We start from the raw sequence: 25,695 nt of genomic DNA on the forward strand, positions 1-25,695 counted from the left end.
CGCTTCTGGCGGCGGAAGAGAGGTAAAAATGGCAGGTGTAGCAAAACACAAGAAGGCGGAGAAGGTCTTTATCTCCGAAGCCGATGAGTATCTGTTTGCACAGGGGACGCACTATGATATTTACAAAAAACTGGGGGCGCATCCTTCTGTAGAAAATGGAAAGAAAGGAATGTTTTTTGCAGTTTGGGCGCCGCATGCCGAACAGGTACATGTTTTCGGAACTTTTAACGGATGGGAAGAAACCCAATACCCCATGAAAAAAAAGGGGCCGGGCGGAATCTATGAGCTTTTCATTCCGGGAGTAGGGACAGGCGAGATGTATAAGTTCCTGATTACCGCTGCTGACGGACGAAAGCTTTATAAGGCGGATCCCTTTGCCAATTATGCGGAAAAAAGACCCGGGACAGCGTCTGTTACCACGGATATCTCCCGCTTGAAATGGAGCGATTCGGCCTGGATGGAGGAGCGGGACGGAAAAGATTGGAATAAGGAGCCGCTGGCTATCTATGAATGCCATATCGGTTCCTGGATGAAGCATCCTGACGGAACGGAGGACGGCTTCTATACCTACAGGGAGTTTGCGGACAGGCTCGCTGCCTATCTGAAGGAAGTGAAATTCACCCATGTGGAGCTGATGGGAATAGCGGAGCATCCTTTTGACGGCTCCTGGGGGTATCAGGTAACCGGATATTACGCCCCTACCTCCCGTTATGGAACGGCGGAGGATTTCGCGTATCTGGTGAATACGCTGCACCGCAACAAGATAGGGGTGATCCTGGACTGGGTTCCGGCCCATTTCCCCAAGGATGCCCACGGCCTGGCAGAATTTGACGGCGAAGCGCTGTTTGAATATCCGGATCCCAGGATGGGGGAGCACCCGGACTGGGGGACCAAAATATTTAACTATGGCAAGAATGAGGTGAAAAACTTCCTGATTGCCAATGCCCTTTTCTGGATTAAGGAGTTTCACGTGGACGGCCTGCGTGTGGACGCAGTTGCCTCCATGCTGTATCTGGATTACGGCAAAAAAGACGGAGAGTGGGTGCCCAATAAATTCGGCGGCAATAAGAACTTGGAAGCTATTGAATTTTTCAAGCATTTTAATTCCGTCATTCGGGGAACCTTCCCCGGCGTTATGACCATTGCGGAGGAATCCACTGCATGGCCGCTGGTAACAGGCCCTATTGATAAGGGGGGACTGGATTTCAGCTTTAAGTGGAATATGGGCTGGATGCATGATTTTTGTGAATATATGAAGCTGGATCCCTATTTCCGTAAAAACAACCATTATGCCATGACCTTTGCCATGAGCTATAACAGCGCGGAAAACTATATCCTGCCGTTGTCCCATGATGAAGTGGTTCATCTGAAATGCTCTATGGTAAATAAAATGCCCGGCCTGCGTGCGGATAAATACGCGAACCTGAGGGCCGGATATGCATATATGTTCGGACATGAAGGGAAAAAGCTTCTGTTCATGGGCCAGGAATTTGCCCAGGAAAGGGAATGGAGCGAAGAAAGGGAGCTGGACTGGTATATGCTCCAGGATGAGCTTAACAGCGGCATGCTGGAATATGTGAAGACGCTTCTTAACCTTTGCCATAAATACCCCTGCCTCCATGAAATCGACAATGACTGGAGCGGGTTCGAATGGGTCAATGCGGATGATGCGGAGCGCAGTACCTACAGCTTTATCCGTAAATCCTCCGATGGGAAAAACAATCTTCTTTTTGTACTGAACATGACACCGGTGGAAAGAAAAGATTATTGTGTGGGTGTTCCGAAACGGAAAAACTACAAGCTGATATTGAACAGCGATGATAAACAGTTCGGGGGGAACGGGGCGGAAATTCCTGCATCTATCAGGGCGGTTGCAGAGTCCTGTGATTATAAGCCCTACCGGATAACCTTTGACCTGCCTGCTTCCAGCGCGGTGGTATTTGTATATTGATAGGAACGGACAACACGGCTTTCCGATATATCGGAAAGCCGTGTTGTTTGAAAGGAGTAATCTGATGAGCCGGAGAAAACGATGCAAAACGAACGCCGCCAGTTCTTTTTTATCCGGTAATCGCCTGCTCCGCGGCCCTCAGGCTGGCCGCCTTCTGCAGAAGATAGTTGTATCTTTTCATGACTGCATTCTGCTCATATATATAACAGTCAATCAGGTCGGGATCAGTAACATAATCAAAGCCTGTATAGGCATCTTCTAATTCACATCTTGTCTTTTGGATATCCAACAACAGGCTTTCCTGATAAGTAAGGGGCTTGTCCTCTTTGTTCACGCTGCCCTGGCTAAAATGGAATTTCATGAATCATCCTCCTTTGCCTGATTTTACCAAATTGATACTTTTTAATAAGTATATACAGGAAAAAGGGAAAATATGCATGTTATATTTTTTCTTTTTTTACATATTGTGTAGAAAGGACAGACCGGGTTGTTCGGCATGTGCAGAAAAAGAAGGCCGCCTGTCGAAACAAGTCGGGACCGGAGGACGAATGGAAAATATGAACGGAATTTTGATGATAGGTGTCAGCTTCGCCCTGATATTACTCATTGCGGCCATGCGCAGCAGGACGGATATGCTGATTAATTTTATTATGCGTGCGGTGCTGGGAACCCTGTCCATTTATTTTATCAACATGTTCCTGAGCGCTCAGGGGTTCTCCTGGCATGTGGGGATCGGGCCTTTCAGCATCGTGGTGTCGGGGCTGCTGGGGCTGCCGGGAATAGGCCTTCTGTATGGAATCAGCATCTGCTCCATGCTGTGAGGGGGGCGGCGGCATAAAGCGTTGCCGCGAATAATAAAATAAGGCGTAAAATACGGGCTTTGCCGGGTTTTCCGGCAAAGCCCGTATTTCTGAGAGGGGAGGGCGTTGATAAAAATTCTGCGTGCCGCATGGGGGAAACCTCCGCCGGGGTAAAGTTTGATTGCAGCTATAGGATGGGGTATGGTATAATAATTTTGTTTATTTGGAAACAGTATGATTCGGGCCGAGACTTTCGCCGGAAGAAGAGGTGACAGATAGTGAACAAAAAATATGTGAAATTAATTGCGATAGATATTGCGTTAGCGATAATCGTTGTTGTTCTGTACTCGCCGGGACTTATGGCGCTGCGGGTTACGGATGAAAGCATTTTCAGGGCCGGGATGTCTATTCTGGCAGGGCTGGGGCTTCTCTGTATTTTCTTCTATGTGAATATCCGGATGCTGCGGGAACCCAGACCCATACATATTGTGCCTGATGAGGTTTATAATTTGGACGAGGCAAGGAAAATCCTGAAAAGCCATATGGACAGCAGGATGTTTGGCAGTATTGCCAAAACCGCGTCCGGACAGCTGGACCGGGTACAGAAATGCAGGAACAGAATTAATGAGATCATCGGACGTAAATTCACAGAAGGCTCCATGAGCTGGGATAAGTTTCAAAGCATTGTTGCAAATGCCGAGGAATCAGCCATAAAAAATGTGGTAGCCATGTCCGGAAGAATGAGTATTTTTGATGAAGAAGAATATGAACGTCTTAAAACTTATAAAGAAGACGATATTCCTGACGATATCCAGGAAGAGCAGCTGAAGCTGTATCGGGATAATTATGAATCCACAAAGGCGGCGCTTGCGTTGAATGAAAAGATTCTTCTGAAGCTGGATGCGCTGGCTGTCGGACTTTCTTCTTATGAAATTAATGCAAATGAGGATAGGAACAACGAAATCCTGGAAGAAATCGAAAAGCTGACAAAGGATGCAAAATACTATCAATAGTGGAAACACGGAATGGGAGGAGCTATGGGAAAGAAAAAAATCGGCATACTGGCAGCAGTCATAGTGGTGGTATGTGCAGTTGTGTTTGGAGGGATTTATCTTACAAGAAATCTTGGGAAATCCGATAAGGTGATTTCAGAGGAAAGTGCCAAAAGCAGCCTTGAGAAAATGGTGAATAAAATCAGCCCTGATACGGCAACGCCTGTAAAATCGCCGGTAGAGTTTGATGATGTGGAAGACGAGGCGGCGGAGCTTCCTGATATTGATACTTGTGAAATCGGTACGGCAGCGTCTACTTCCCTATATGCGGAGATTTATTCTTCCCCGGAAAAAGCCGGTACGGGATCGGATGCATGGCTTTGTGAGATGGCGGAAGACTTTAACAGGCAGGGATTTACCGTAAATGACCAGGAGGTTTCGGTTCAGATCAGGAAGGTTAACAGCGGACAGGCGCTTGATTATATCGCCACAGGGAAAGCGGTGCCCGACGGTTTTTCCCCTTCCAGCATGCTTTGGGTGGATATGCTTAATGCCAAAGGTGTGGAAACCGATGTGATAGCAGAGAGAATGGTGGGAAATGTTGCGGGGATCCTGCTTTCTGATGCTACCTATAAGAAAATAACGGAAAAATATGGAAGCGTGGATTTAAAGGCGATAACAGAGGCGACGGAAGCCGGTGAATTCACTATGGGATACACCAATCCCTTCGCCAGCAGCGCAGGGCTGAATTTTCTTGTATGTACCCTTGAACGGTATGATAAGGACAATCCGCTCTCCGATACGGCTGTGGACGGATTCCGGAAGTTCCAGGAGAATGTGCCGTTTGTGGCGCTGACTACGATGCAGATGAGGGAAGCGGCGGAGAGAGGCACGCTGGATGGGTTTATTCTGGAATACCAGTCCTATAAGAACGATTCGGCGCTTTCCAGAAACTATAAATTTACGCCGTTTGGCTACAGGCATGACAATCCGCTTGTGAGCGTGGGAGAAACCAGCCCGGAGAAAACGGAAATCCTTCAGAAGTTTGCTGAATTCTGTTCCTCACAGGAAGCGGTGGAGCGGGCAGACGAGTATGGCTTTAACGGCATGGAGGATTACGTGTGTGAATACGACACGGTTTCCGGTGATGTGCTGGTGGATGCCCAGAAGCTTTATAAAGTAAATAAAGATAACGGAAAACCTGTTATCGGCGTTTTTGTGACAGATACCTCGGGAAGTATGGCAGGCGCTCCGCTGAATGCACTGCAGGAGTCTCTGATCAACAGCATGAAATATATCAATGCCGACAACTACATAGGCCTTGTAAGCTATTCGGATGATGTGACTATTGAATTACCCATAGGACAGTTCGACCTGAACCAACAGTCCTTATTTAAGGGAGCGGTGGAGAATCTTTATGCTACGGGCGGTACGGCTACCTTTGACGGTATCTGTGTGGCTATGGATATGATCAACAAGGCGTTGGAGGAAAACCCCGGTGCCAAGCCGATGATTTTTGTCCTGAGTGACGGGGAGACTAATTCCGGCTACAGCCTGAATGACATCAGGAATGTGTTGAGCGGCCTGAAAATACCGGTTTATACCATAGGATATAATGCCGATCTTGCGGCATTGCAGAGTATCAGCGCTGTAAATGAGGCGGCAAGCATCGATGCCTCCACAGACGATGTAGTGTACCAGTTAAAGAATCTGTTTAATGCGAATATGTAAATAGGGGGGAAGGAATATGGGAGATTTTTCACTGGATTTACCCAGGGCCGAAGAAATAAAGAAAGAAGTGGAACAAGAACTGTTGCCTACAAATGAGGATAAAGTGCTCATTGATAATACCATGAAGGAAAAAGCGGAGATGATTATGGGGGTCGATCTGGATTCTCTTTCGGAAAGAAGAGAATTTGTGCAGGTAATCGAGACCTTTGGGGCGGATATTATTAAAAAGTCTTCCGTTAAAAACAGCATCCTTCAAAAGAGGATGGGGGATTTCAGCAAAGCGGGCGGAGAAACGGGCGAGATATCACGGGGGCTGGCAGACCTTTCGATTAAAATGCGGGATCTGGATCCTTCGGCCCTGGATTTCACGAAAACGGGACTGCTGGGCAAGATATTTAATCCTATCCGCCGTTATTTTGAGCGATATAAAACAGCCGATGCCGAGATTGCATCCATTGTGAAAACCCTGGATAAGGGCAAGAATATGTTAAAGAATGATAATACAACGCTTGAAATCGAACAGGCCGACATGCGGGATCTTACAAAGCAGCTGGCCCAGAGAATAGAAATGGGGACCCAGCTGGATACGTATCTGTCCAATGCGGTGGAGAATGCGAAGGCGGCGGGGGAAGAGGAAGAAAAAATCAAGTTCATCGAAGAAGAAATCCTGTTTCCGCTGCGTCAGAGGCTGATGGATTTCCAGCAGCTGCTGGTGGTGAATCAGCAGGGAATCATAGCTATGGAAGTTATCCGCAAGAACAACCTGGAACTTATCCGTGCCGTAGACCGTGCGGAAACGGTGACTATCTCCTCGCTGCGGGTTGCGGTGACCGTTGCGGGCGCGCTGTATAATCAGAAAATCGTGCTTGAAAAGGTACAGATGCTGAATGAAACGACAAACAATATGATTCTGTCCACATCCAAGATGCTGAAGGAGCAGGGCGTTGCTATTCAGCGTGAGGCGGTGGAAGCAAGCATTTCTCCGGATACCCTGAAGCAGGCATTTGCGGATACCATATCTGCACTGGATGATATCAGTGCGTATAAGTCCAAGGCGCTGCCTCAGATTGCACGGACGATCGAGGAATTTAAGGAGATCGCTGTGGAGGGGGAGAAGCAGCTGCAGAAGTTGGAGAAGAGCCGTAATGTAGAATTGTAGGTTGCGGGGGAGGACGGATAAAGGAACCGTCACAGGGCTGCGTTCTCTCCTTCGTTACAGCAGTCCGGCCCGCGGAGGAAGGAAAATCCCGCCCCGGACTGCTGTGACGAAGGAGAGCCGGCCCTGTGACGGTTCCTTTTATCCTGGGGTATGGCGGCAAATTTTATGTATATTGGATTGAAGGGAATAAAAAGGTAGCGTGTGAGATTAGTATGGTGGGGCAGGGCTTATATTTCGCGCAGGAAGATGGTATCGTAGTCTCCGGCGTAGTTTTTTAGTGTGTCTATGGGTGTGAATCCGCATTCTCTATTTGGGGAAGGGGATTGTTACGCTGTTCAATGGTATCATATTATTCTGTGTAATGTATTTTTTATTGATTGCACTCGTTGCTTTTGCACTCTTGGCTGCTACATAAGTACGGGTGACGGGTAAATAGCCCGTTCAATTTATCGTTGACAAGAGCAAACTGGGATTTACTACATTAGTTCCACTGTATAAAGTTCTTCAACAGGGAATGTAACTTTAACTAAGCCAACCGATTGAAAGATACCCTGTATCTTTTTAAATTCGTGCAAAACAAAATCTGCCGCATCAAAAAATGCCTCTTCCGAGTCTTCCTTTGTTAAAGCAACGGTACAATGCGGCACCCACCTATCAGGACAGTACCATTCCCAACCAGTCGTGTCAAATAGGTTCATACATTCATGCAAATCTCTTTGTAAATCATACATTTCTTTCGTCATTATGGGCGAAAGAAATATCGTTCTTGAATCATTGAACATCCCAATGGAACCAATATATGCCGGCTTTTTAGAATGTTTAACCGCAAAGTCCTTTAATAACTTTTCGCACTTATCTTCATCTACATCATTAAAGCACGCAAGCGTAATATGCGGACGGGTTTTCCACTCTAAAAACTTACTGCTAATTCCCCTGTCAGCTATTTGAATTGCCAAATCATAAATAGCCTTTTCAGTCAGATCATCATAGTACATTTCAATGGCATATTGCATACGGAATCCTCCTTTAAATTAGAATTTATCACTTGATTAGATTATATTCTATTCCTTGTCAATTTTCTACTTTTCATTCGGAACGTGCCTTGGATAGATGTTTGCGAAAATGCAAAGAGGTTTGGGAGAATTCCCAACAAGCAGTTTTTCGGAAGAGGGTACCTCTTCCTATGCTTGCTCTTCAATTTCTTTACCTCTAAATTATGAAAAAAAAGAACGGAAGCGAATAATCCGCATTCGTTAAATTGATTCAGATTATCACACTCCACAAAGGCATGAAAGTACAGCGTTTATAAGGGCTCACGACATTTTACTTCATTTAATCCATTATCATCGTAATACTTTTTTTATTACATAGATTATATGGCGGAAGCTTTGCTGCGGCAGCAGGATATGTAAAATGGATAAGCGGATATTGGCGGCAGGTGGTGTAAACACCGGGATATAAAATGATCCTGGTGTTTTTTATTAAATGTTATAAATGATATATTTAATATAAATATAATAAAAATACTTGCATGTTATGATATGTAGTGATATTATATGTACATATTAACGAAACAGATATATATTATTTAAAGGGGAACGAAGAAAATGACAATAATTAGCGGAATTGGCAGAAAATAATGTAAATTGGGGAAAGGATTGCTGAGGATGATATAAAATAAATGTTATAAATAACATAAATGATATGGATAGGCGGAAAGTGCGGATTATCACCAGGAAGGAGTGAGGGCATGAAAAAGAAAGAAAAAAGGGTAGTGGAAGAGAAGGTTATTGGGAAGCAGGACCGGATGGGGAGGTTATTTGTAGCACCTCCGGTGATATTATTTCTTTTGTTTACGCTTCTGCCAATGATTATGGCGATTGGATTGAGTTTTACCAAGTATGATGTGATTAATCCGCCAAGGCTTGTGGGGGTTGCTAATTTTCAGAAGCTGCTGCGGGATGAATTTTTTTGGATTGCGCTTAAAAATACGTGTGTGTATACCGTGATGTATGTCCCTGCGGGATTGCTGCTTTCCCTGGGAGCGGCTATGTTTCTGAATGCGGATCAGAAAATGGTGGGGCTGTTTAGGACGTTGTTTTATCTGCCGGTGCTTTCATCAACAGTTGCTACGGCAACGTTGTGGTTCTGGATTCTGAATCCTCAGCTGGGTCTGCTGAATGGGATTCTGGAATTATTCGGGATCAGCGGAAAGGCGTGGCTGTATGATTCCAAGCTGGCGATGTTTTCTATTGTCCTCATGAGTTTATGGGCAGGTTTCGGAGGGAATATGATGATTTTCCTGGCGGGGCTGAAAGGGATTCCTCCCATTTATTATGAAGCGGCAAAGATTGAAGGGGCCAGCAAATGGCAGATGTTTACGAGAATTACAATGCCTTCCATAACAAAGACAACCTTCCTTGTATCAACCATGCTGATTATCGGTACCTTCCAGGTGTTTGATCAGGCATTTGTGCTCACGAAGGGCGGGCCGGGCAATGCAACCATTACTATTGTTTATTACATATATAATAACGGGTTTAAGAATCTGGATATGGGGTATGCATCCAGCATTTCACTGGTATTGTTTGCAATCATCCTGGTGATGACGGTGATAAACAGCAAAATTAATAAAGCGGATATTTAAGGGGGAGGAAGAGGATGAGCAGAAGAACAGCTAAAAATATAAAAAGTGTTTTCTGGTACATAGGTGCGTTGCTTATATCTTTAATTACGGTATATCCGTTTTTGTGGATGATTGCCACATCATTTAAACCGGAGGCGGAGATTTATTCCAGTTCCCTTTCCCTTTTTTCAGAGAATTTCTCGCTTGCCAATTATACGAAAGTATTTGATACGATACCTTTCGGCAGATATTTTATGAATTCCTTGTTTTTGGCTGTGGCGGGTGTGCTTACCAATATTTTTTTGGGGGCGCTGGCGGGATACTCTTTTGCGAAGCTTAAGTTCAAGGGGAGAAAGACCATGTTTTCCCTGCTGCTTTCTTCCATGATGATTCCGGGCGTCATCACCATGATTCCGCAGTTCCTGGTATTAAAAAACTTCCCCCTTGTGGGAGGCAATAATATCTTCGGCCAGGGGGGCCAGGGCTTTATCAATCATTATGCGGCAATTATACTTCCCGGCGCAGTGGGCGCTTATGCGGTTTTCTTTATGAAGCAGTTTTTCGAGACACTGCCGGATGATCTGGCGGAGGCTGCCAGGATGGACGGCTGCAGTGAATTCCGTATTTTCTGGAATATTTATCTTCCGTTAATTCTGCCAGCGGCGATAACGTTGGGAATCATGACATTTCAGTCAGGCTGGAACAGCTTTATGTGGCCTATGATTGTCTTAAATTCCAAGGATATGATGACGATTCAGGTAGGGCTTTCCACATTCCAGTACCAGTACAATACGATGTACGGGCCGTTGATGGCAGGAACCGTTATTGCCACGATACCTACACTTCTGGTGTTTGTTTTTGCACAGAAGTATTATATCCAGGGTATTGCTTTCAGCGGAGGGAAGGAATAGGGGCAATTACTTAAGCAAGATCAGGTGCCATCAGGCATTTGTTCAGGTATAAAGAGGAAAAATGACAGTGCACATGCACGGAAGGGAGTTTACAATGAAAAGAAAAGCATTAACGCTGCTGCTTGCGGCAGTAATGACAACAACCATGCTTGCGGGATGCGGCAAAACCCAGACAGGAGGAACCGGTGGGACTTCTCAGGGAACGGCAGAAGCGGGAAGCGGAAAGCAAGCCGATACTTCCGCATCGGGCAGCGGAGAAAAAGTGGAGCTTACGATGTGGGGAAGCTGGAGCGGTGACCAGGTGGCACAGCTGGAAAAACAGCTGGATGGTTTTAACAATTCCCAGGATACCTACCATGTGACCTATATGGTACAGGACGGCATGGAGCAGAAGCTGCTTACGGCAATAGCCAGCAATGAGGTGCCCGACATCGTATTATGGGATCGGTTTAATACGGGAGTTTATGCGCCGAAGGGAGCGCTTGCGCCCCTGGATGAGTACATTGCAAAAGATAATGTGGATATGTCCCAGTTTTATGAACCCGCTGTGGATGAAATGACTTCCGCAGATGTGGTGTACGGAATTCCCCTTACCGTTGATTCCAGGGTTTTGTTTTACAATAAAGACCTCCTGGATGAAGCAGGTGTGGATCCCGCTTCCATTACCGATTGGGACAGCTTGCGGGATGCGGCGGTTAAACTGACAAAATGGGACGGTGACAAGCTGATCCAGTCCGGCTTTTCATTGAAGGATGTTGGTTTGTTCAATAACTGGATTGGCCAGGCGGGCGGAAAAATGGTGGATGACGGCACCAATCCCCCTACAGCCGCTTTTAATACCGAAGCAGGGCTGACAGTGCTGAAATACTGGGATCAGTTACTGAATCAGGATAAAGTATATCAGCTCGGTTTTGAAGACGGCTTCGGCGGCGACGGATTTAAAGCGGGTAAAGTGGCTATCACATTTAACGGACCCTGGACTCTGGAATCCTATAAAGAAGCAGGACTTAACTTCGGTGTTATTGGCCAGCCTCAGGGGTATCATGGTGAAAAATCCGCTATGATGGGCGGTTTCGGTCTGGTAATCCCCAATGGGGCTAAAAATCCCGATGCATCCTGGGAATTCATTAAGTGGTGGACAATGCAGCCTGAAAACGGAGTGGAATTCTGCAAAATCAGCGGGAACCTCCCTGCAAATAAAGAAGCCGCAAAGGATCCTTATTTTATGGATGATGATATCCTTCGGGTATTTTCGGAAACGATGGACTATGCAGGAATCCGATCCAAAGTATTCGGATACTCCGATTTGGAAGGCCTTGCCCTGATTCCCCAGCTTCAGAAATATGTGGCGGGTGAGATTACTGCAGAGGAAGCCCTGAGCAATGCGGAAAAGCAGGGAAATGAAATCCTTGCGGAGGCAGCGCAGCAGTGAGATTGCTGACGATATAAGATTCAAGTACAGGGTCTGCCTGAAGCTGTGGCAGGCCCTGTTTTAAACAGACAGGATTCAGCCTGTAGGAAAGAAGGCGTATGATGAAAAGAATAGAAGAGGCGTGTGAACGTGCACAATATGCGCTTTGGAACAAGTTCTGGGATCAGGAGAAAGCAGTATTTGTCAATCATTACCCGGTAAAGGAAGAGGAATCGTGGATTTACTGGTGGCATGCCCATGCGCTGGATGCCCTGCTGGATGGGTATGCCAGAACAAAGGAGAAGGACTATCTGGAACGTTTTAAGGCGGAATATGATGGCGTTTTCCGGGAAAATGGGGGAACCTTCCTGCATAATTGGTATGATGATATGGAGTGGATGACGCTTGCCCTCATCCGTGCTTTTGATATTACCGGAGAAAAACGTTATATGGAACAGGCCGTCTCTATATGGAATGATAGTAAGACGGCATGGAATGACTGCTGCGGCGGAGGGATGGCCTGGAAAAAGGATCAGCCGGATTATAAAAATACGCCGGCAAACGCCCCCGCTGCTATAATAGCTTTCCGGCTTTATCAGAGACTCCACCGGGAAGAGGATCGGGAATGGGGAGAGAAAATTTTAAAATGGAACCTGGATCACCTTATGGATCCTGACACCTGTTTCATATGGGATGGCATGAACAGGCTGGGAGACGGGGCGGTGGACTATGACTGGAAATTTACGTATTGCCAGGGCGTGATCATCGGGGCGGCCGTGGAATACGCAGGTATAACCAATCATAAGGAATATCTGGAGCTTGCGGGAAAAGTGGCGCGCCAAGCGGTGACGGAGCTGGCGGATGAGGACGGCATCTTTCCTTATGAAGGCCCCGATGACTGCGGCTTGTTCAGAGGTATCTTTTTCCGATATGTGTATGAACTGACACAGGTGTCCGACGAATTTGAGGATCTGAAAGACATCATAAAAAAGAATGCCCGGATGATAGCCGAAAAGGGTATGAACGAGGAAGGCCTGGCCGGCGGGGACTGGAGACAGAAGTCCGGGGGGACGATAGATCTCGCGCAGCACCTGAGCGCTGTAATGACACTGGAAATGGCGGCAAAACTGGGTAACAGTTAAAGCTGGTAAAAGGAGACCCCTATGAAAAAAATACATTTGATTTGCAACGCCCATCTGGATCCGGTATGGCTGTGGAGATGGGAGGAGGGCTGTACGGAGGCATTATCGACCTTTCGTACGGCGGAACGATTCACCGATGAATTCCCTGGATTTACTTTTAATCACAATGAAGCTGTTTTATATCAGTGGGTGAAGGAAAACGAGCCGGATCTCTATGCGCGGATAAAAGAAAAGGAAAAGGAAGGAAGCTGGAAAATAATGGGCGGGTGGTATCTCCAGCCCGATTGCAACATGCCGTCCGGTGAATCGATCATACGGAATATTGCAGAAGGCAGGCGTTTTTTTATGGAGGAATTCGGGAAACGTCCCACAACAGCAATAAACTTTGATTCCTTTGGACATTCCCGGGGACTGGTGCAGATTCTGAACCAGGCGGGATATGATTCTTATGTGGTCTGCCGGCCGGCAAAGGATAACTTTCCTTTTAAGAGCCAGAATTTCCGCTGGAAAGGCTTCAACGGTTCGGAAGTAATCGTACACAGATCGGATGAAAATTACAATTCCGTTCATGGGCATGCAGCGGAAGAACTGGAGAAATTCCTGAATGATACGAGGGAAGAGGAAGTGTCGCTGTTTCTCTGGGGAGTGGGAGATCACGGCGGCGGGGCATCCGCACAGGATCTGAAAGACCTGGAGAAGCTGATTCAGGAAAGAAAAGAAGAATATAGCATCCTTCATTCCGACACGGAAAGCTTTTTCCGCGAAATCAGGGAATCGGTTGAGGAACTCCCTCTGGTGGAGAGAGGGCTGAATCCGGTGGCGGAGGGCTGCTATACCTCCCAGATACGGGTGAAGCAGAAGCACAGACTTCTGGAGAATGAAATTTACAGCGGAGAAAAAATGTTTTCTGCGGCCTCTCTTTTGTATGGGAAACCGTATCCGGACACGGCGGTCCATGAGGCGGTTAAGGATCTGCTTTTTGCCGAGTTCCATGATGCCCTGCCGGGTTCCGGTACGCAGCTCGTGGAGGAAGATACCCTGCGGCTGCTGGATCACGGTCTGGAGATTATGTCCAGGGAAAAAATGAAGGCGGCGATCGCACTGACAGCCGGAGAGGAAGCAATTGCGGACGGCACCTCCTGTGTCTTTCTTTATAATCCCCATCCATATGAAATCACCGGGCAGTTCGCTTTTGAGGCAGGGCTTCCGAAGCAGAACTGGGAGGATGTCTTTTATTATCCGGAATGCTCCTGCAACGGGGAGCCTGTTGCTACCCAGGGGGAGATGGAAAGCAGCCATTTTTGTATAGACTGGCGCAAGAAAGTAGTAATTGAGGCAACATTAAAACCTGCCTGCATGAACCGGATCGATATCCGTTTCCGTACCATTCCCAAACGGCCGGTATTCCAGCCGATTACAGGAAAAAAAGAATATGTATTTGACAATGGGTCCATGCGTGCAGTTATCAATACGGCTACCGGGCTGATGGATTCTTATCAGGTAAACGGAGAGGAATATATAAAGCCGGGAAGCTTTCAGCTGACAGCTTATGATGATACCTATAATTCATGGGGCCTGCGCACGCCGGAAAGCTGCGGCGAAAGAAATCTGACATTGCTTACACCTCATGAAGGGAGCGCTTTTTCCGGCCTGGCGGATAAGGTGGTACCTTCGGTAAAAGTAATTGAGGACGGTCCTGTCCGCACCGTGGTGGAGTCGTTATTTGGCTGGCATGAGTCAAAAGCATATCAGCGCTACATTTTACCGAAGAAAGGTACCGCGTTTGAAATAGAAACAGGGGTATATTGGAATGAAAAGGATACCTTCCTGAAATTACATATCCAATCAGCATATGAGTCCGGCGATTATCTGGGACAGGTGATGTTCGCCAGGGAAAAGCTGCGGCAGGAAAACCAGGAAGTGACAGCACAGAAATGGAATGCATTTGTAAATGAGGATAAGGCATTAGCAGTCATTAATTGCGGAACCCACGGCAGCAGCATACATGCCGGTAATATTGGCCTTACACTTCTCAGAAGCGCAGGCTACAGCGCGGCGGACGGAAATTTTGAACGCACGCTGCGGGAGGAAAGGCATACGGTGAGGATGGAGCAGGGGGAACGGATTTTCCGGTTTTGCATAGAGGCGGGAAAACCCCGGGAGCTTATGGAAAGCCTTGACAGAAAAGCCCAGATTTTTAACGAAGCACCCTATGCCTTTGCCTTTAATCCGTCAGGAAATGGAGACAAGAGGGGGGAGCTTATTACGATTGATAATCCGGCGGTTATTTTGTCCGCGTTTAAAAAGGCATCGGCAAAGGACGGCTATATTATCCGTGTATACGAAGCGGCAGGAAAAAAGAGCTATGCAGAACTGAAATTGCCTGCATGGGAAACCGCATATACCCTGGAATGCAATCCTTTTGAAATTAAGACATTATTCCTGGACGGAAAAACAGGCAGGGTTTCGGAAGCGGATTTGCTGGATTAATCGATAAGCAAGTCATGTATTATAAAGGTGAGGAACGGATATGAGAAAGATTATTAATTCTGTTCTGCATGGGCTGGCTGCTGTTTTCTGTCTGCTCTTGGCGGCGGCAGCCGTCTGCGGCTGTGCGGGTATGAACGGCGCGGCTGGAAAGTCAGAAAAAAGACAGAAGGAGGAAATGGCGGAAAAGATGGAAAGACGATTACCGGAAGAAGTGAGAAGGGAACAGATTGGAAGGGATACGGCTGTTGCAGCGATGGATCAGTTCCTTGCCAAGTTTTATGTCGTGTCTGAAGATGGTGCCGGCGCTATCGTGGGAGAACAATTCTGGCCGCGGGCGGAAATCATGGAAATCGCTGTGGATGCCTGGGAAAAAACTTCCTGTCCGCAATACAGGGATTTGATAGAGCAGATGTATCTGGGATTCGTTAAGGATCACGGGGAAGACTGGTCTGATAATGAATATAACGATGATATTATCTGGATGACGATAGCATGTGCAAGGGCGTACCAGGCGGATGAAAAGGATGTTTATAAAGAACAGGCAGTGAAACATTTTAATCTGGTATATGAGAGAGCATGGAGTGAAGATTTAGGAGGAGGCCTGTTCTGGAGGACGGATAATAAAACAAAAAATTCGTGTATCAACGGTCCCGCCGCAATAGCCGCATGTCTCTTGTACCAGATTACGGGGGAGCCGGATTATCTGGAAAAAGCGGTCAGCATATACGAGTGGCAGTGTGAAAACCTGGTGGGGGAAGACGGAGCCGTTTATGACGCCTATGATTTGGAAAACGGAATCAATCAATGGTGCTCTACCTATAACCAGGGAACCTTTATCGGCGCCGGCCTTTATTTGTATCAGATAACGGGGGAAGAAAAATATCTGGATAATTCGGTAAAAGCGGCGGATTATACCAGGGATGTCATGTATGAAGCCGGCGTTATGAATACGGAGGATGAGGGAAATGATCTGCCGGGCTTTAAGGGAATACTGGCGAGATGGCTTGGCAAGCTGGTCTATGAAGGCGGCCAGACCCAATATCTTGAATGGATGGAGAAAAACGCGCAGACGGCATGGAGGAACAGAAACAGCAGCGGTATTATGTGGACCAGGTGGGCGGATCAAACGCAGGATACCTTCTATACCGCATGGGGCTGCTCCGCCGCGGTTTCACAGCTGTGGAACTGCCTGCCGCCGGCAGATTATGAAGGGTCTGCGTCAAATCAGGCAAATCCTTAAAAAGATTCCCGAAAGCAATTGAAAATGATATGATCAAATGTTAATATGAATTAAATGATATATCATTTAATGAGCAGGAGGGAATCCCATGAAACAATTACCGCTTTATGAACAGATATACAAGGATATTTCAGAGAGCATTGCTAACGGAACCTGTAAAAAAGGAGACAGGCTGCCGTCGGAGAAAGAATTGTCCGAAAAGTACTGTGTCAGCAGGATAACAAGCAAAAAAGCACTGGATATGCTGGCTGAGGAAGGCAAAATCATCCGGATGGCAGGAAAAGGTTCTTTTGTATCGGGAGCGGTGCTGGCGAAGGAAATACAGGAGGCAGAGGATAAAGGGAAAACACCCGGGCGTCTGATTGGAGTAATTCTGGATGGCTTCGGGCCGAGTTTCGGCTGCCGCTTGCTGGGAAGTCTGGAAATGGAATGCAAAAACCAGGGTTTCAGTATGGTTCTGCGCTGCTCTTATGGAAGTATCGAAGAAGAAACCAGGGCGATTGATGATTTGCTTCAAATCGGTGTGGAAGGCATTATCATCATGTGTGTCCATGATGAAAATTATAATTCAAAAGTATTGCAGCTTGTGGTGGAACGGTTCCCTATAGTAACCATTGACAGGCAGCTGAAAGGAATACCTCTTTCCTTTGTAGGCACGGATAACGAAGCGGCGGCGAGAGAACTGGCCAACTATCTTCTGAATGAAGGCTATAAAAATATATGCTTTGCAATGCCGGCTTCCAGAGAGACCCCCACTCTTGTGGACCGCCAGAATGGCCTGACCATGGCTTTCCGCGAACAGGGAATGATTGCGGACGAATCGTTATGGATAACGGATTTAAAGGCTACCCTGCCAAGTACCCGTTCTGAGGAAAACCTGGAACGGGATATGCGCCGGATTACAAAGTATGTGGAAAGCCATCCGGAGGTTGAGGCCTTTTTTGCCGTGGAATACAGCATTGCGCGGATTATATACCGTTGTCTGTATCAAATGAAAATGCACAAAAAATGTCCGGTCGTCTGTTTTGACAGCAGTGACAACATTATTCAGGAAAGCATGTTCACCCATGTGCGCCAGGACGAGGATACGATTGGACACACCAGTGTCCGGCTGCTGGCGGATGCCCTGAACGGTGCAAAGGAACCTAAAACGGTTCTTGTACCCTATCAAATCATTGAGGCTACGGAAAACGGGTACGATTGAAATAAATAAACAATTACGTTAGGCGCGGCAGGGGACGATGGCAGGGAAGGCCTGTACACCGTCTTAAGAAATGCGCGGATAAGGAGTGCTATGAAAATCCCTTCAATACTTGTAAATAAGGCAAAAGAGCTGGAAGAGTATTATAACGTCCATTATAAACCGCTGGCTCCTTTGGCGGCCCGGTGTTTTCTGAATACCATAGAAACCACGGTCAAACAACTGGAGGACGGAAGCTATTTTGTAATCACAGGGGATATTCCCGCTATGTGGCTGCGGGATTCGGCGGCCCAGGTGAAACCATATGTAAAGTATGCGGCAAAGGACAGGGAGCTTGGGGAAATCCTTGAGGGAGTCATTGCAAAACAGGCGGAATTTGTCTGCCTGGATCCTTATGCGAATGCATTTAATGAGAGAGCCGACGGTTCCGGGCATAAGGATGAAACGGAAAATAATGACCAGGTGTGGGAACGGAAATATGAGGTGGATTCCCTTTGCGCGCCGCTGTATCTCGGATATGCGTATTGGAAAGCGACGGCGGTAACCAGCATTTTCACACCGGTTTATAAGAAAATGATAGGTTGTATTCTGGAAACCTTTATCACAGAACAGGATCACAGCCGTTCAAAATACTATTTTACCAGACATGATTGTGTGAAAACAGATACGCTACCCGCCGGCGGAAAGGGCAGGCCTGTCAATATTACGGGTATGACCTGGTCCGGTTTCCGTCCGTCGGATGACTGCTGTAAATTCGGATACCTGATTCCGTCCAATATGATGGCGGCAGCCGCATTGGGGTATGCGGAGGAAATCTGCAGGGACGTTTATGAGGATGGGGAACTGGCAGACCGCTGTAAGGCGCTGGCGGAAGAAATCAGAGACGGCATCATGGATTATGGCGTGGTGGATCATCATAAATACGGCCGGATATATGCCTATGAAACGGATGGCTTCGGCAATTATAACCTGATGGATGACGCCAATTCACCCAGCCTTCTTGCCATGCCTTATCTGGGTTACTGCAGCAGGGAAGACAGTCTGTATCAGAATACAAGACGCTTTCTTCTTTCGGAGGATAACCCCTATTATTATGCCGGAAGCAGGGCGGCGGGAATGGGAAGCCCCCATACGCCGGAGGGATACGTCTGGCATATCGGCATTATCATGCAGGCGTTGACATCAACAGATAAAACGGAGATCAGGAACTGTCTGGAAATGCTGGCCCATACCCATGCCGGTACCAATTACATGCACGAATCGTTTCATCCGGATGAACCGGAAGACTTTACAAGGCCGTGGTTTGCCTGGGCCAACAGCCTTTTCGGGGAGCTTCTCGTGACGTTGATGGAACAGGGGTTTTGGGAAGGAGAAGTTAAATAAGCAAGCCTGGAGACCGTTTGTTTGACACCTGGAAAACCAGTGTTTTCCAGGTGTTTCCTGTTTTTGTACACAGTTTTTCCGGAGCAGTTTGTGTAAAAGCAACAAAAATATTTTATTTGGCAAAACGGTCTGGACAAATTAAAACACATGATTTATACTTCATTTTACCAATCACAAACAGCTGCATTCTGACAGCAGTATTGTTATTGCATTCTCACAATTCCTTTTAGCTGAGGCCTCAGCATTTCTTGATTTTTCGCATTCCGCCCATGCGGCAGAAGCGCATTTCACTTATGAATTCCCATTATTAATTGATCAGGCAGTTGCCGGAGTATCCCTTGCGCATTACGGATTTTGGTTTTCTGCCGGGAGGTGTAGTTGAAAAAAAATATATTGGCAGTTTGCGATACCGAGCAGGGATTTACCTGCCATCTCACGGATTATCTGGGGCAGCTGTCGGGCAGAGACGGTTTTCCCTTTGAGGTGCAGGTATTTACAAATCCACGGGCATTAGAAGAATTTTGCGGTAAGAACCGGGTTGCCTTCCTTCTGCTGACACAGGAGGTGTATCAGGAGGCGCTGGACTGGGAGGAGGATTCCTGGAAAACGGCCCGCCTCCTGCTTCTGGAGGAAGAGGGAGAAGCGCCCCCGGGACTGGAACGGATAAATAAATACCAGTCTATGGATAACATTGTACGTAAAATCATGGAAATAGCTGCTGATGCGGGAATCCTTCCCCCCGCAGCATCCGGGGATAAAAGCGGAAACGTTCACTTTATCGGAATCTATACGCCGGTAAGCCGGTGTCTTCAAACCACATTTTCTTTCACTTTGGGCCAGCTTCTGGCCCGCAGACACAAAGTACTTTATTTGAATTTTGAAAGCTATTCCGGACTGGCCCGTATGCTGCAGCAGGAATTCAGTACGGATCTGTCGGATTTGATTTATTTTCTCCACAACGGGGACGACAGGTTTCCTTACCGGCTGGAGGGCATGGTACAGAGGGTAAACGGCCTAGCCTATATCCCCCCGGTGTTTTCCTGCATGGATCTGCAGCGCATTGAAGCGGAGGAATGGCTGCGGCTTTTCGAGGAATTGGATATGTCCGGCCTCTATGAGTATGTCCTTCTTGATTTGACGGAAGCCGTCCAGGGACTGTTTGACATCCTGAGGCTTTGTACCAGAGTGTATACCATCACCAGGGAGGATGGGTTTGCAGCTGCCAAACAGGAACAATATGAAGAACTTCTCCGCTGTCTGGACTGCGAGGAGATTCTGGAAAAAACAAGAAAATTCCGGCTTCCGCTGTTCCGGCAGCTGCCGGCGGGCCTGGAAAACCTCACCCATGGGGAACTGGCGGCACTTGTACAGGAGATAATACGGGAGGATTGGAAGGATGCGTGAAATCAAAAGGAGGGAAGCTTATGGAACAGGGAAAATATCTGGAGACCAAGCAGGATATCCGCAGAGAACTTCTGGAGCATATGGACTTTTCCCGGGAGATGTCGGATGAGGATATCCGGGATGCCATAGCGGACAGGCTGCGTGCCAGGGAATTCGGCGGAAAGCTGAATGTATACGAAAGAGCAAGGCTGGGAAAGGAACTTTTTTATGCCATACGCGGCCTGGATGTGCTGCAGGAGCTGATTGACGACAGCCAGGTAACGGAAATTATGATAAACGGCCTGGAAGGGATTTTTGTGGAGCGGGCAGGAAGGCTGTTTCCATGGCCCTGTGGATTTGAATCCCGGGAAAAGCTCCAGGATGTAATCCAGCAAATCGTGGCGGGCTGTAACCGGGTGGTGAACGAAACTTCCCCTATCGTGGATGCCAGGCTGGAGAACGGTTCCCGGGTTAATGTGGTGCTGGGGCCTATCGCCCTGAACGGCCCTGTGGTCACTATCCGCCGGTTCCCGGACGAACCCATAGGAATGAAGGAACTGCTGGCAATGGGATCCCTCAGTAAAGAGGCCTGCCATTTTCTGGAGAAGCTGGTTAAAGCCCGGTACAACATTTTTATCAGCGGAGGGACAGGAAGCGGGAAAACCACGTTTCTCAATGCCCTTGCGGGTTTTATCCCGTCCGACGAAAGGCTGATTACCATTGAGGACAGCGCTGAACTGCAGATCCGGGGAATCCCCAATCTGGTGCGTATGGAGACCAGGAATGCCAATGTGGAAGGCTGTAAACCCATTGCCATCAGGGACCTGATCAAGACATCCTTACGTATGCGGCCGGACCGGATTATCGTGGGAGAGGTGAGGGGCCAGGAGGCGGTGGATCTGATTGGGAGCGCCTTAAACTGCGGGCATGACGGCTCCATGTCCACAGGGCATGCCAACAGTGCCAGGGATATGCTAATGCGTCTGGAAACCATGATGCTGATGGGAGTAGAGCTGCCGCTTCCCGCCATACGCAGACAAATCGCTTCCGGGGTGGACGTGATTGTCCATTTGGGAAGGCTGCGGGACAAGACCAGGAAGGTATTGGAAATCGCGGAGGTTACCGGTTTTGAAGACGGAGAAATAACTCTTTCCCCGTTATATACCTTTGAGGAGGAAGGGGGAGCCGCCGGAAATAAGGTAAAGGGAAGGCTGATAAGAAAGGAGGAACTGCGCCATGCAGATAAGCTTAAAATGGCAGGGATTTCCCTGGCATAGCAGGAAAGGGGCCCAACAGGAAAAGGAGCATGCCCCGGATTACGGCAGATATCCGTTTTGCAGGAAGGAAATTCTGCTGTACGGAGCCAAGGGAATCGGTGCCGCGGCACTTCTTTCCTGGTTTTTCTATCATTCCTTCTGGGCTATGCTGCCTCTGTCTCCGGTCGTTCTGTTTTCTTTCAGGGAGGCGGAGAAGGATTTGATACGAAGACAACGACAGGAGCTGGCGGATCAGTTCAAGGATGCCATCCTTTCAGTGGCGGCGGGGCTTCAGGCAGGTTATTCCATTGAAAATGCTTTTCTGGAAGCAGGCAAGGATATGGAGCGGCTGTATGGGACCGACAGCCTCATGGCAAAAGAAATACGCTATCTGAAAAAGGGACTGCAAAACCATGTGCCCCTGGAAATCCTGCTTGCGGATCTGGGAAGAAGAAGCGGCGAGGCGGACATGGAGGATTTTGCACAGATTTTTGCCATTGCCAAGCGGTCGGGAGGAAATCTGAATGCTATCATACGCCGCAGCGCTGCTATAACCGGGGAAAAGATCGAAGTAAAGAGAGAGATACGGACCCTTCTTTCATCCAGGCGTTATGAGCAGCGGATTATGAACATGGTTCCCTTTCTCATTATGGCTTATCTCCAACTGACTTCCAGAGGTTTTTTCGACTGTCTTTATTTCAATACTGCCGGCATTCTCATTATGACCGGCTGTCTGGCAGTATATCTTGCCGCTTTACAAATAGCAAAAAAGATGATAGAAATCGAGGTTTGAATTATGTGGGTGATCTATGCGGCAGTGCTGGCGGGAATTCTTGTGCTATTTCTGGCCGGCCGCCATACAAAAGCGGATGCGGATGCCGATGCGCCGGTTGTTGTCCGTATCTTTTACCGGCCGGCGGTTTGGCTCTGTACTTGTTATGAAAAACAAATAAAAGGAAGGAAGAGAGGGAAATGGCCGGAAGGGAACCCCCGTATCCAGGAGGACATGGAGATTCTGTATCCATGGGATACACAGGAGCGGATGCGCATATATACGGCGGAAAAGGTGAGCACCTTTCTGTTTCTTGTAACAGCCGGTACCTTTCTTGCCGCCGCGTTTTCCCTTTCTTCCCAAATGGACAAAAGCCTGTCAGACGCAGGGATCCTGTACCGGAATTCTTACGGAGGAGGTATGCGCCAGGTAACCCTGGAAGCACAGGAAGATAAACGGAAGGAAGAAATCACGATAGATGTACAGGAAAGGGAATATACCCGGAAACAGCTGGAAGATATGCTGCCCGGCCTGAAGGAAATCCTGTATGAGGAGGTTGCCGGAGAGAACGTGAGTCTGGATGAGGTTACCGGAGATCTGTATTTCCCTTCTTCTCTTCCCGGATACCCTTTTCAGATAACCTGGGAATGTGAGAATTATGAGAGGATCCAGAGCGATGGAAAGGTGCGGAATGAAGATGTGGAAGAAAGCGGGGAAGTGGTGGAGCTTTGTGCAGTCCTTACCTGCTATGAAGAACGGTGGGAGGAGTCCTTTTCCGTTCGTGTATGCCCGCCCCGGCTGACGGAGGAAGAACGGTTCCGAAAGCTTTTGAAGGACGCGGTTACGGAAAAGGAAGAGGCCTCCCGGACAAAGGAAGGGTTTGTACTTCCCAAACAGGTGGAAAAAAGGCCTGTCCTTTGGAGGGAAAAGATTAAGGACAACAGTATGCTGCTGTTTCTGTTATTTTTCGCTGCAGGAGGTTTTCTGTACCGGTTCCAGGACAAGGATTTGAAAAAGAAAAGAAAGGATCGGGAAGAGCAGCTGCTTTTGTCCTATCCGGAATTTGTCAGCAAGCTGGTCCTGCTCATGGGGGCAGGACTTCCGGTCAGAAGCGCTTTTATGCGGATGGCTTCCGATTACAGAAATAAGAAAGCGGGTGGCGGCGTGGTCTATGTATATGAAGAATTAATGCTGGTGTGCCGGGAAATGGAGAGCGGAATTACTGAGACGCAGGCTTATGAACATTTCGGGCAGCGTTGCCGTTTGACACAGTACCGTAAATGCAGCGCGCTGCTTAGCCAGAATCTGAAAAAAGGTGCAGCAGGACTTCTGGATGCCCTGCAGCAGGAGTCGGAGCATGCATTTGAGGAACGTAAGAGAAATGCCAGGGAAGCGGGGGAAAAAGCGGGTACCAGACTGCTTCTCCCCATGATGATGATGCTTGTGGTGGTAATGGTACTTATTATGGTGCCGGCCTGCTTTTCCTTTGCAGGTATGTAAACAGAAACAGATTAGAACCATGCCGGGAGGCAGAATGGAGGAATGTATGAAAAATATATATTGGCAGACGGTAAACGGGGCTGCGAAGGTAAAAAAACGTATCAGGGAAATTCTGAAGGGAGAGGAAGGTATGGGAACGGTAGAGGTGATTCTGATCATTCTCGTTCTGATAGGGCTCGTTATTATTTTTAAGAACCAGCTGACAGCTCTGGTAAATTCTATCTTCGGGAAAATAACCTCCCAGGCCGGCAGTATTTAAGAAGAGGAGATATGGGGTGCGAAACGGATATATTACGGTTTATCTTTCCCTGGTCACCGGGATTTTGCTGTCCCTGCTGCTGACGGTTACAGAAGGCGTGAGGATGCATACGATCCGTACCCAGACGGAATGTGTCATGGATATGGCCATGGATTCGGCCCTGGCAGAATACCACAGGGAAATGCTGGAGCAATATGATCTGTTTTTTATTGATATGTCCTATGGAGGAAAAGCGCCGTCCTTTTCCAATACGGAAGAACACATAAGAAGCTATATGAATATGAATTTCCGCCCCTTTGAGGTTTTTACCCTTCCGGTGGGAAAGGATTTGACCGCCTTAACCGCCGGAAGCGTACAGCTGCAGCAGGCGTCCGTGGCATCGGATGAAAAGGGCGCGGTATTAAAAGCGCAGGCCATCGCGTATATGAAGGATAAATGGGGGCTGAGTTTCCTGGAGCAGGCGGCGGTGAATGCAGGGATAATCCAGTCCGGAGGATTTTTGGAAAGTGATGTGGAGCAAAGGCGTCTGGAAACGGAAACACAGGTGAAGGACGCCATACGCAGAAAAGAGCAGCAGGAAGAAGAGGGGTGGGAGGGGCAGAATCTGGAGCTGCCTTCGGATGTGGTGAACCAGGCCAGACAGGAAGGAATCCTGCGTCTTGCCGTAGAAAACAGCGCCTCCTTATCCGCAGCCTCTCTCCCGGTCAACAACCTGTATACCCATCGTAACGGTACGCTGGAAGGTACCGGATTGAGGCCGGGGGTGCAGACACCTTCCAGTGTGGCGGATACCTGTATTTTTATTCGATACATTATGGAAAAATGCGGGAATTACAGGGAACCGAAAGAAGATTCCGCCTTTACTTATCAGGTGGAATACCTGCTTCAGGGAAAAGACAATGATCTGGATAATCTGCGTGGAACCGCCAATAAACTCCTTTTGGTAAGGGAAGCAGCCAATATGGCATATCTGTACAGCGACGGGGGAAAACAGAGCGAAGCGAGAAGCACGGCCCTCCTGATTACCGCACTGCTGGGACTGCCGGAACTGGAAGAAGCGGTTACGCAGCTGATTCTGTTCGCCTGGGGGTATGCGGAAAGCGTGAAGGATATGCGGATGCTCTTTGACGGTGAAAAGGTGCCGGTCATAAAGGATGGGTCCACCTGGCATACGCCGTTCAGCCAGCTTCTGACCTTCCGCGGACATTTGTCCGAATATCCGGGAGGGCAGTCCGGGCTTGGCTACGAAGATTACCTGCAGGCGTTTTTGTTTTTGGAAACGCAGGAAAAGATAACAGGCAGATTAATGGATGTTATGGAAGCGGATATCAGACAGACAAAAGGAAATATCTGTTTCCGCATAGACGGATGCATAGACGGGATGCGTGCTGAGGCGGAGGTATCCAGCGGTTATGGTTACCGGTACAGCATTGCAAGAAGCTATGGCTATGAATAATAAGAAGGGAGAGGAGGTGAGCAGGGATGCCC

At 47.9% G+C, this 25,695-nt stretch carries 22 protein-coding genes; 20 read left to right on the plus strand and 2 right to left on the minus strand.

The features are described 5' to 3' along the window. Window positions 1–28: 28 nt before the first annotated feature. Window positions 29–1,951 (plus strand): 1,4-alpha-glucan branching protein GlgB, encoded by a 1,923-nt coding sequence (gene glgB / locus DXA36_RS12105; protein WP_118679490.1) that lies wholly within the window; start codon window positions 29–31, stop codon window positions 1,949–1,951. Between the two features lie 109 nt (window positions 1,952–2,060). On the opposite strand, the gene DXA36_RS12110 is transcribed toward glgB, so the two are convergent. After that, window positions 2,061–2,312: a DUF2508 family protein gene (locus tag DXA36_RS12110; RefSeq protein WP_118679492.1), complete on the minus strand. Its 252-nt coding sequence runs from the start codon at window positions 2,310–2,312 to the stop codon at window positions 2,061–2,063. Window positions 2,313–2,499: 187 nt separating this feature from the next. Between DXA36_RS12110 and DXA36_RS12115 the strand changes: the two genes are divergently transcribed. The 5 genes from DXA36_RS12115 (at window position 2,500) to DXA36_RS32910 (ending at window position 6,911) form a co-directional block, all read left to right on the plus strand. Continuing rightward, a complete protein-coding gene (locus tag DXA36_RS12115; protein WP_243114635.1) occupies window positions 2,500–2,772 on the plus strand; it encodes a pro-sigmaK processing inhibitor BofA family protein in 273 nt (90 codons plus the stop codon). Window positions 2,773–3,029: 257 nt separating this feature from the next. Further along, on the plus strand, window positions 3,030–3,764 hold the full coding sequence (locus DXA36_RS12120; protein ID WP_118679494.1) for a hypothetical protein: 735 nt from the start codon (window positions 3,030–3,032) through the stop codon (window positions 3,762–3,764). A gap of 24 nt (window positions 3,765–3,788) precedes the next feature. Further along, a complete protein-coding gene (locus DXA36_RS12125) occupies window positions 3,789–5,474 on the plus strand; it encodes a vWA domain-containing protein (protein WP_118679496.1) in 1,686 nt (561 codons plus the stop codon). A 16-nt stretch (window positions 5,475–5,490) separates the two neighbouring features. After that, entirely contained in the window at window positions 5,491–6,633 is a 1,143-nt protein-coding gene (locus DXA36_RS12130; protein WP_118679498.1) for a toxic anion resistance protein, read from the plus strand. A 125-nt stretch (window positions 6,634–6,758) separates the two neighbouring features. Next, window positions 6,759–6,911: a hypothetical protein gene (locus tag DXA36_RS32910; protein ID WP_182479035.1), complete on the plus strand. Its 153-nt coding sequence runs from the start codon at window positions 6,759–6,761 to the stop codon at window positions 6,909–6,911. Window positions 6,912–7,109: 198 nt separating this feature from the next. Here the strand turns inward: DXA36_RS32910 and DXA36_RS12135 are convergent, their stop codons facing one another. After that, entirely contained in the window at window positions 7,110–7,646 is a 537-nt protein-coding gene (locus DXA36_RS12135) for a 2'-5' RNA ligase family protein (RefSeq protein WP_118679500.1), read from the minus strand. A gap of 737 nt (window positions 7,647–8,383) precedes the next feature. On the opposite strand from DXA36_RS12135, the gene DXA36_RS12140 reads away from it, so the two are divergent. The 14 genes from DXA36_RS12140 (at window position 8,384) to DXA36_RS12205 (ending at window position 25,663) form a co-directional block, all read left to right on the plus strand. Continuing rightward, on the plus strand, window positions 8,384–9,280 hold the full coding sequence (locus tag DXA36_RS12140; RefSeq protein ID WP_118679502.1) for a carbohydrate ABC transporter permease: 897 nt from the start codon (window positions 8,384–8,386) through the stop codon (window positions 9,278–9,280). Between the two features lie 14 nt (window positions 9,281–9,294). Then, complete coding sequence (locus DXA36_RS12145; RefSeq protein WP_118679504.1) at window positions 9,295–10,170, plus strand: carbohydrate ABC transporter permease; 876 nt, start codon at window positions 9,295–9,297, stop codon at window positions 10,168–10,170. A gap of 94 nt (window positions 10,171–10,264) precedes the next feature. Beyond that, window positions 10,265–11,602, plus strand: a complete 1,338-nt coding sequence (locus tag DXA36_RS12150) for an ABC transporter substrate-binding protein (protein ID WP_118679638.1) — start codon at window positions 10,265–10,267, stop codon at window positions 11,600–11,602. 98 nt (window positions 11,603–11,700) lie between these two features. After that, window positions 11,701–12,723, plus strand: coding sequence for a glycoside hydrolase family 76 protein (locus DXA36_RS12155; RefSeq protein ID WP_243114636.1), 1,023 nt, complete (start codon window positions 11,701–11,703; stop codon window positions 12,721–12,723). 21 nt (window positions 12,724–12,744) lie between these two features. Beyond that, window positions 12,745–15,213 carry a glycoside hydrolase family 38 C-terminal domain-containing protein gene (locus tag DXA36_RS12160; RefSeq protein WP_118679506.1) on the plus strand — a complete coding sequence of 823 codons (2,469 nt, stop codon included), beginning with the start codon at window positions 12,745–12,747 and terminating at the stop codon, window positions 15,211–15,213. A 40-nt stretch (window positions 15,214–15,253) separates the two neighbouring features. After that, window positions 15,254–16,453 (plus strand): glycoside hydrolase family 76 protein, encoded by a 1,200-nt coding sequence (locus DXA36_RS12165; protein ID WP_118679508.1) that lies wholly within the window; start codon window positions 15,254–15,256, stop codon window positions 16,451–16,453. A gap of 88 nt (window positions 16,454–16,541) precedes the next feature. After that, window positions 16,542–17,657 (plus strand): GntR family transcriptional regulator, encoded by a 1,116-nt coding sequence (locus tag DXA36_RS12170; RefSeq protein ID WP_118679510.1) that lies wholly within the window; start codon window positions 16,542–16,544, stop codon window positions 17,655–17,657. Window positions 17,658–17,747: 90 nt separating this feature from the next. Beyond that, entirely contained in the window at window positions 17,748–19,037 is a 1,290-nt protein-coding gene (locus DXA36_RS12175; RefSeq protein ID WP_118679512.1) for a glycoside hydrolase family 125 protein, read from the plus strand. A gap of 378 nt (window positions 19,038–19,415) precedes the next feature. Continuing rightward, on the plus strand, window positions 19,416–20,441 hold the full coding sequence (locus tag DXA36_RS12180; protein WP_118679514.1) for a hypothetical protein: 1,026 nt from the start codon (window positions 19,416–19,418) through the stop codon (window positions 20,439–20,441). 20 nt (window positions 20,442–20,461) lie between these two features. Beyond that, entirely contained in the window at window positions 20,462–21,697 is a 1,236-nt protein-coding gene (locus DXA36_RS12185; protein ID WP_118679642.1) for a CpaF family protein, read from the plus strand. Further along, the gene (locus DXA36_RS12190) at window positions 21,657–22,469 is read left to right on the plus strand and encodes a type II secretion system F family protein (RefSeq protein ID WP_118679516.1); all 813 of its coding nucleotides are present in this window, start codon (window positions 21,657–21,659) and stop codon (window positions 22,467–22,469) included. The genes DXA36_RS12185 and DXA36_RS12190 overlap by 41 nt, the downstream gene beginning before the upstream one ends. A 3-nt stretch (window positions 22,470–22,472) precedes the next feature. Beyond that, the gene (locus DXA36_RS12195; protein ID WP_118679518.1) at window positions 22,473–23,948 is read left to right on the plus strand and encodes a type II secretion system F family protein; all 1,476 of its coding nucleotides are present in this window, start codon (window positions 22,473–22,475) and stop codon (window positions 23,946–23,948) included. Window positions 23,949–23,994: 46 nt separating this feature from the next. Beyond that, window positions 23,995–24,207: a Flp1 family type IVb pilin gene (locus DXA36_RS33850; RefSeq protein ID WP_118679644.1), complete on the plus strand. Its 213-nt coding sequence runs from the start codon at window positions 23,995–23,997 to the stop codon at window positions 24,205–24,207. A gap of 16 nt (window positions 24,208–24,223) precedes the next feature. Continuing rightward, window positions 24,224–25,663, plus strand: a complete 1,440-nt coding sequence (locus tag DXA36_RS12205) for a DUF5702 domain-containing protein (protein ID WP_118679520.1) — start codon at window positions 24,224–24,226, stop codon at window positions 25,661–25,663. The last annotated feature ends 32 nt before the right edge of the window (window positions 25,664–25,695 follow it).

This window comes from Eisenbergiella sp. OF01-20, assembly GCF_003478085.1.
Lineage (GTDB): Bacteria > Bacillota > Clostridia > Lachnospirales > Lachnospiraceae > Eisenbergiella.

What these genes read in the sequence shown, in the direction of transcription:
- DXA36_RS12115 (WP_243114635.1), top strand. Translation starts at nt 2,500, where the DNA reads ATGGAAAATATGAACGGAATTTTGATGATAGGTGTCAGCTTCGCCCTG.
- DXA36_RS12175 (WP_118679512.1), top strand. Translation starts at nt 17,748, where the DNA reads ATGAAAATCCCTTCAATACTTGTAAATAAGGCAAAAGAGCTGGAAGAG.
- DXA36_RS12170 (WP_118679510.1), top strand. Translation starts at nt 16,542, where the DNA reads ATGAAACAATTACCGCTTTATGAACAGATATACAAGGATATTTCAGAG.
- DXA36_RS12110 (WP_118679492.1), bottom strand. Translation starts at nt 2,312, where the DNA reads ATGAAATTCCATTTTAGCCAGGGCAGCGTGAACAAAGAGGACAAGCCC.
- DXA36_RS12165 (WP_118679508.1), top strand. Translation starts at nt 15,254, where the DNA reads ATGAGAAAGATTATTAATTCTGTTCTGCATGGGCTGGCTGCTGTTTTC.
- DXA36_RS12140 (WP_118679502.1), top strand. Translation starts at nt 8,384, where the DNA reads ATGAAAAAGAAAGAAAAAAGGGTAGTGGAAGAGAAGGTTATTGGGAAG.
- DXA36_RS12135 (WP_118679500.1), bottom strand. Translation starts at nt 7,646, where the DNA reads ATGCAATATGCCATTGAAATGTACTATGATGATCTGACTGAAAAGGCT.
- DXA36_RS33850 (WP_118679644.1), top strand. Translation starts at nt 23,995, where the DNA reads ATGAAAAATATATATTGGCAGACGGTAAACGGGGCTGCGAAGGTAAAA.
- DXA36_RS12150 (WP_118679638.1), top strand. Translation starts at nt 10,265, where the DNA reads ATGAAAAGAAAAGCATTAACGCTGCTGCTTGCGGCAGTAATGACAACA.
- DXA36_RS12125 (WP_118679496.1), top strand. Translation starts at nt 3,789, where the DNA reads ATGGGAAAGAAAAAAATCGGCATACTGGCAGCAGTCATAGTGGTGGTA.
- DXA36_RS12190 (WP_118679516.1), top strand. Translation starts at nt 21,657, where the DNA reads ATGCAGATAAGCTTAAAATGGCAGGGATTTCCCTGGCATAGCAGGAAA.
- DXA36_RS12145 (WP_118679504.1), top strand. Translation starts at nt 9,295, where the DNA reads ATGAGCAGAAGAACAGCTAAAAATATAAAAAGTGTTTTCTGGTACATA.
- DXA36_RS12155 (WP_243114636.1), top strand. Translation starts at nt 11,701, where the DNA reads ATGATGAAAAGAATAGAAGAGGCGTGTGAACGTGCACAATATGCGCTT.
- DXA36_RS12130 (WP_118679498.1), top strand. Translation starts at nt 5,491, where the DNA reads ATGGGAGATTTTTCACTGGATTTACCCAGGGCCGAAGAAATAAAGAAA.
- glgB (WP_118679490.1), top strand. Translation starts at nt 29, where the DNA reads ATGGCAGGTGTAGCAAAACACAAGAAGGCGGAGAAGGTCTTTATCTCC.
- DXA36_RS12160 (WP_118679506.1), top strand. Translation starts at nt 12,745, where the DNA reads ATGAAAAAAATACATTTGATTTGCAACGCCCATCTGGATCCGGTATGG.
- DXA36_RS12195 (WP_118679518.1), top strand. Translation starts at nt 22,473, where the DNA reads ATGTGGGTGATCTATGCGGCAGTGCTGGCGGGAATTCTTGTGCTATTT.
- DXA36_RS12185 (WP_118679642.1), top strand. Translation starts at nt 20,462, where the DNA reads ATGGAACAGGGAAAATATCTGGAGACCAAGCAGGATATCCGCAGAGAA.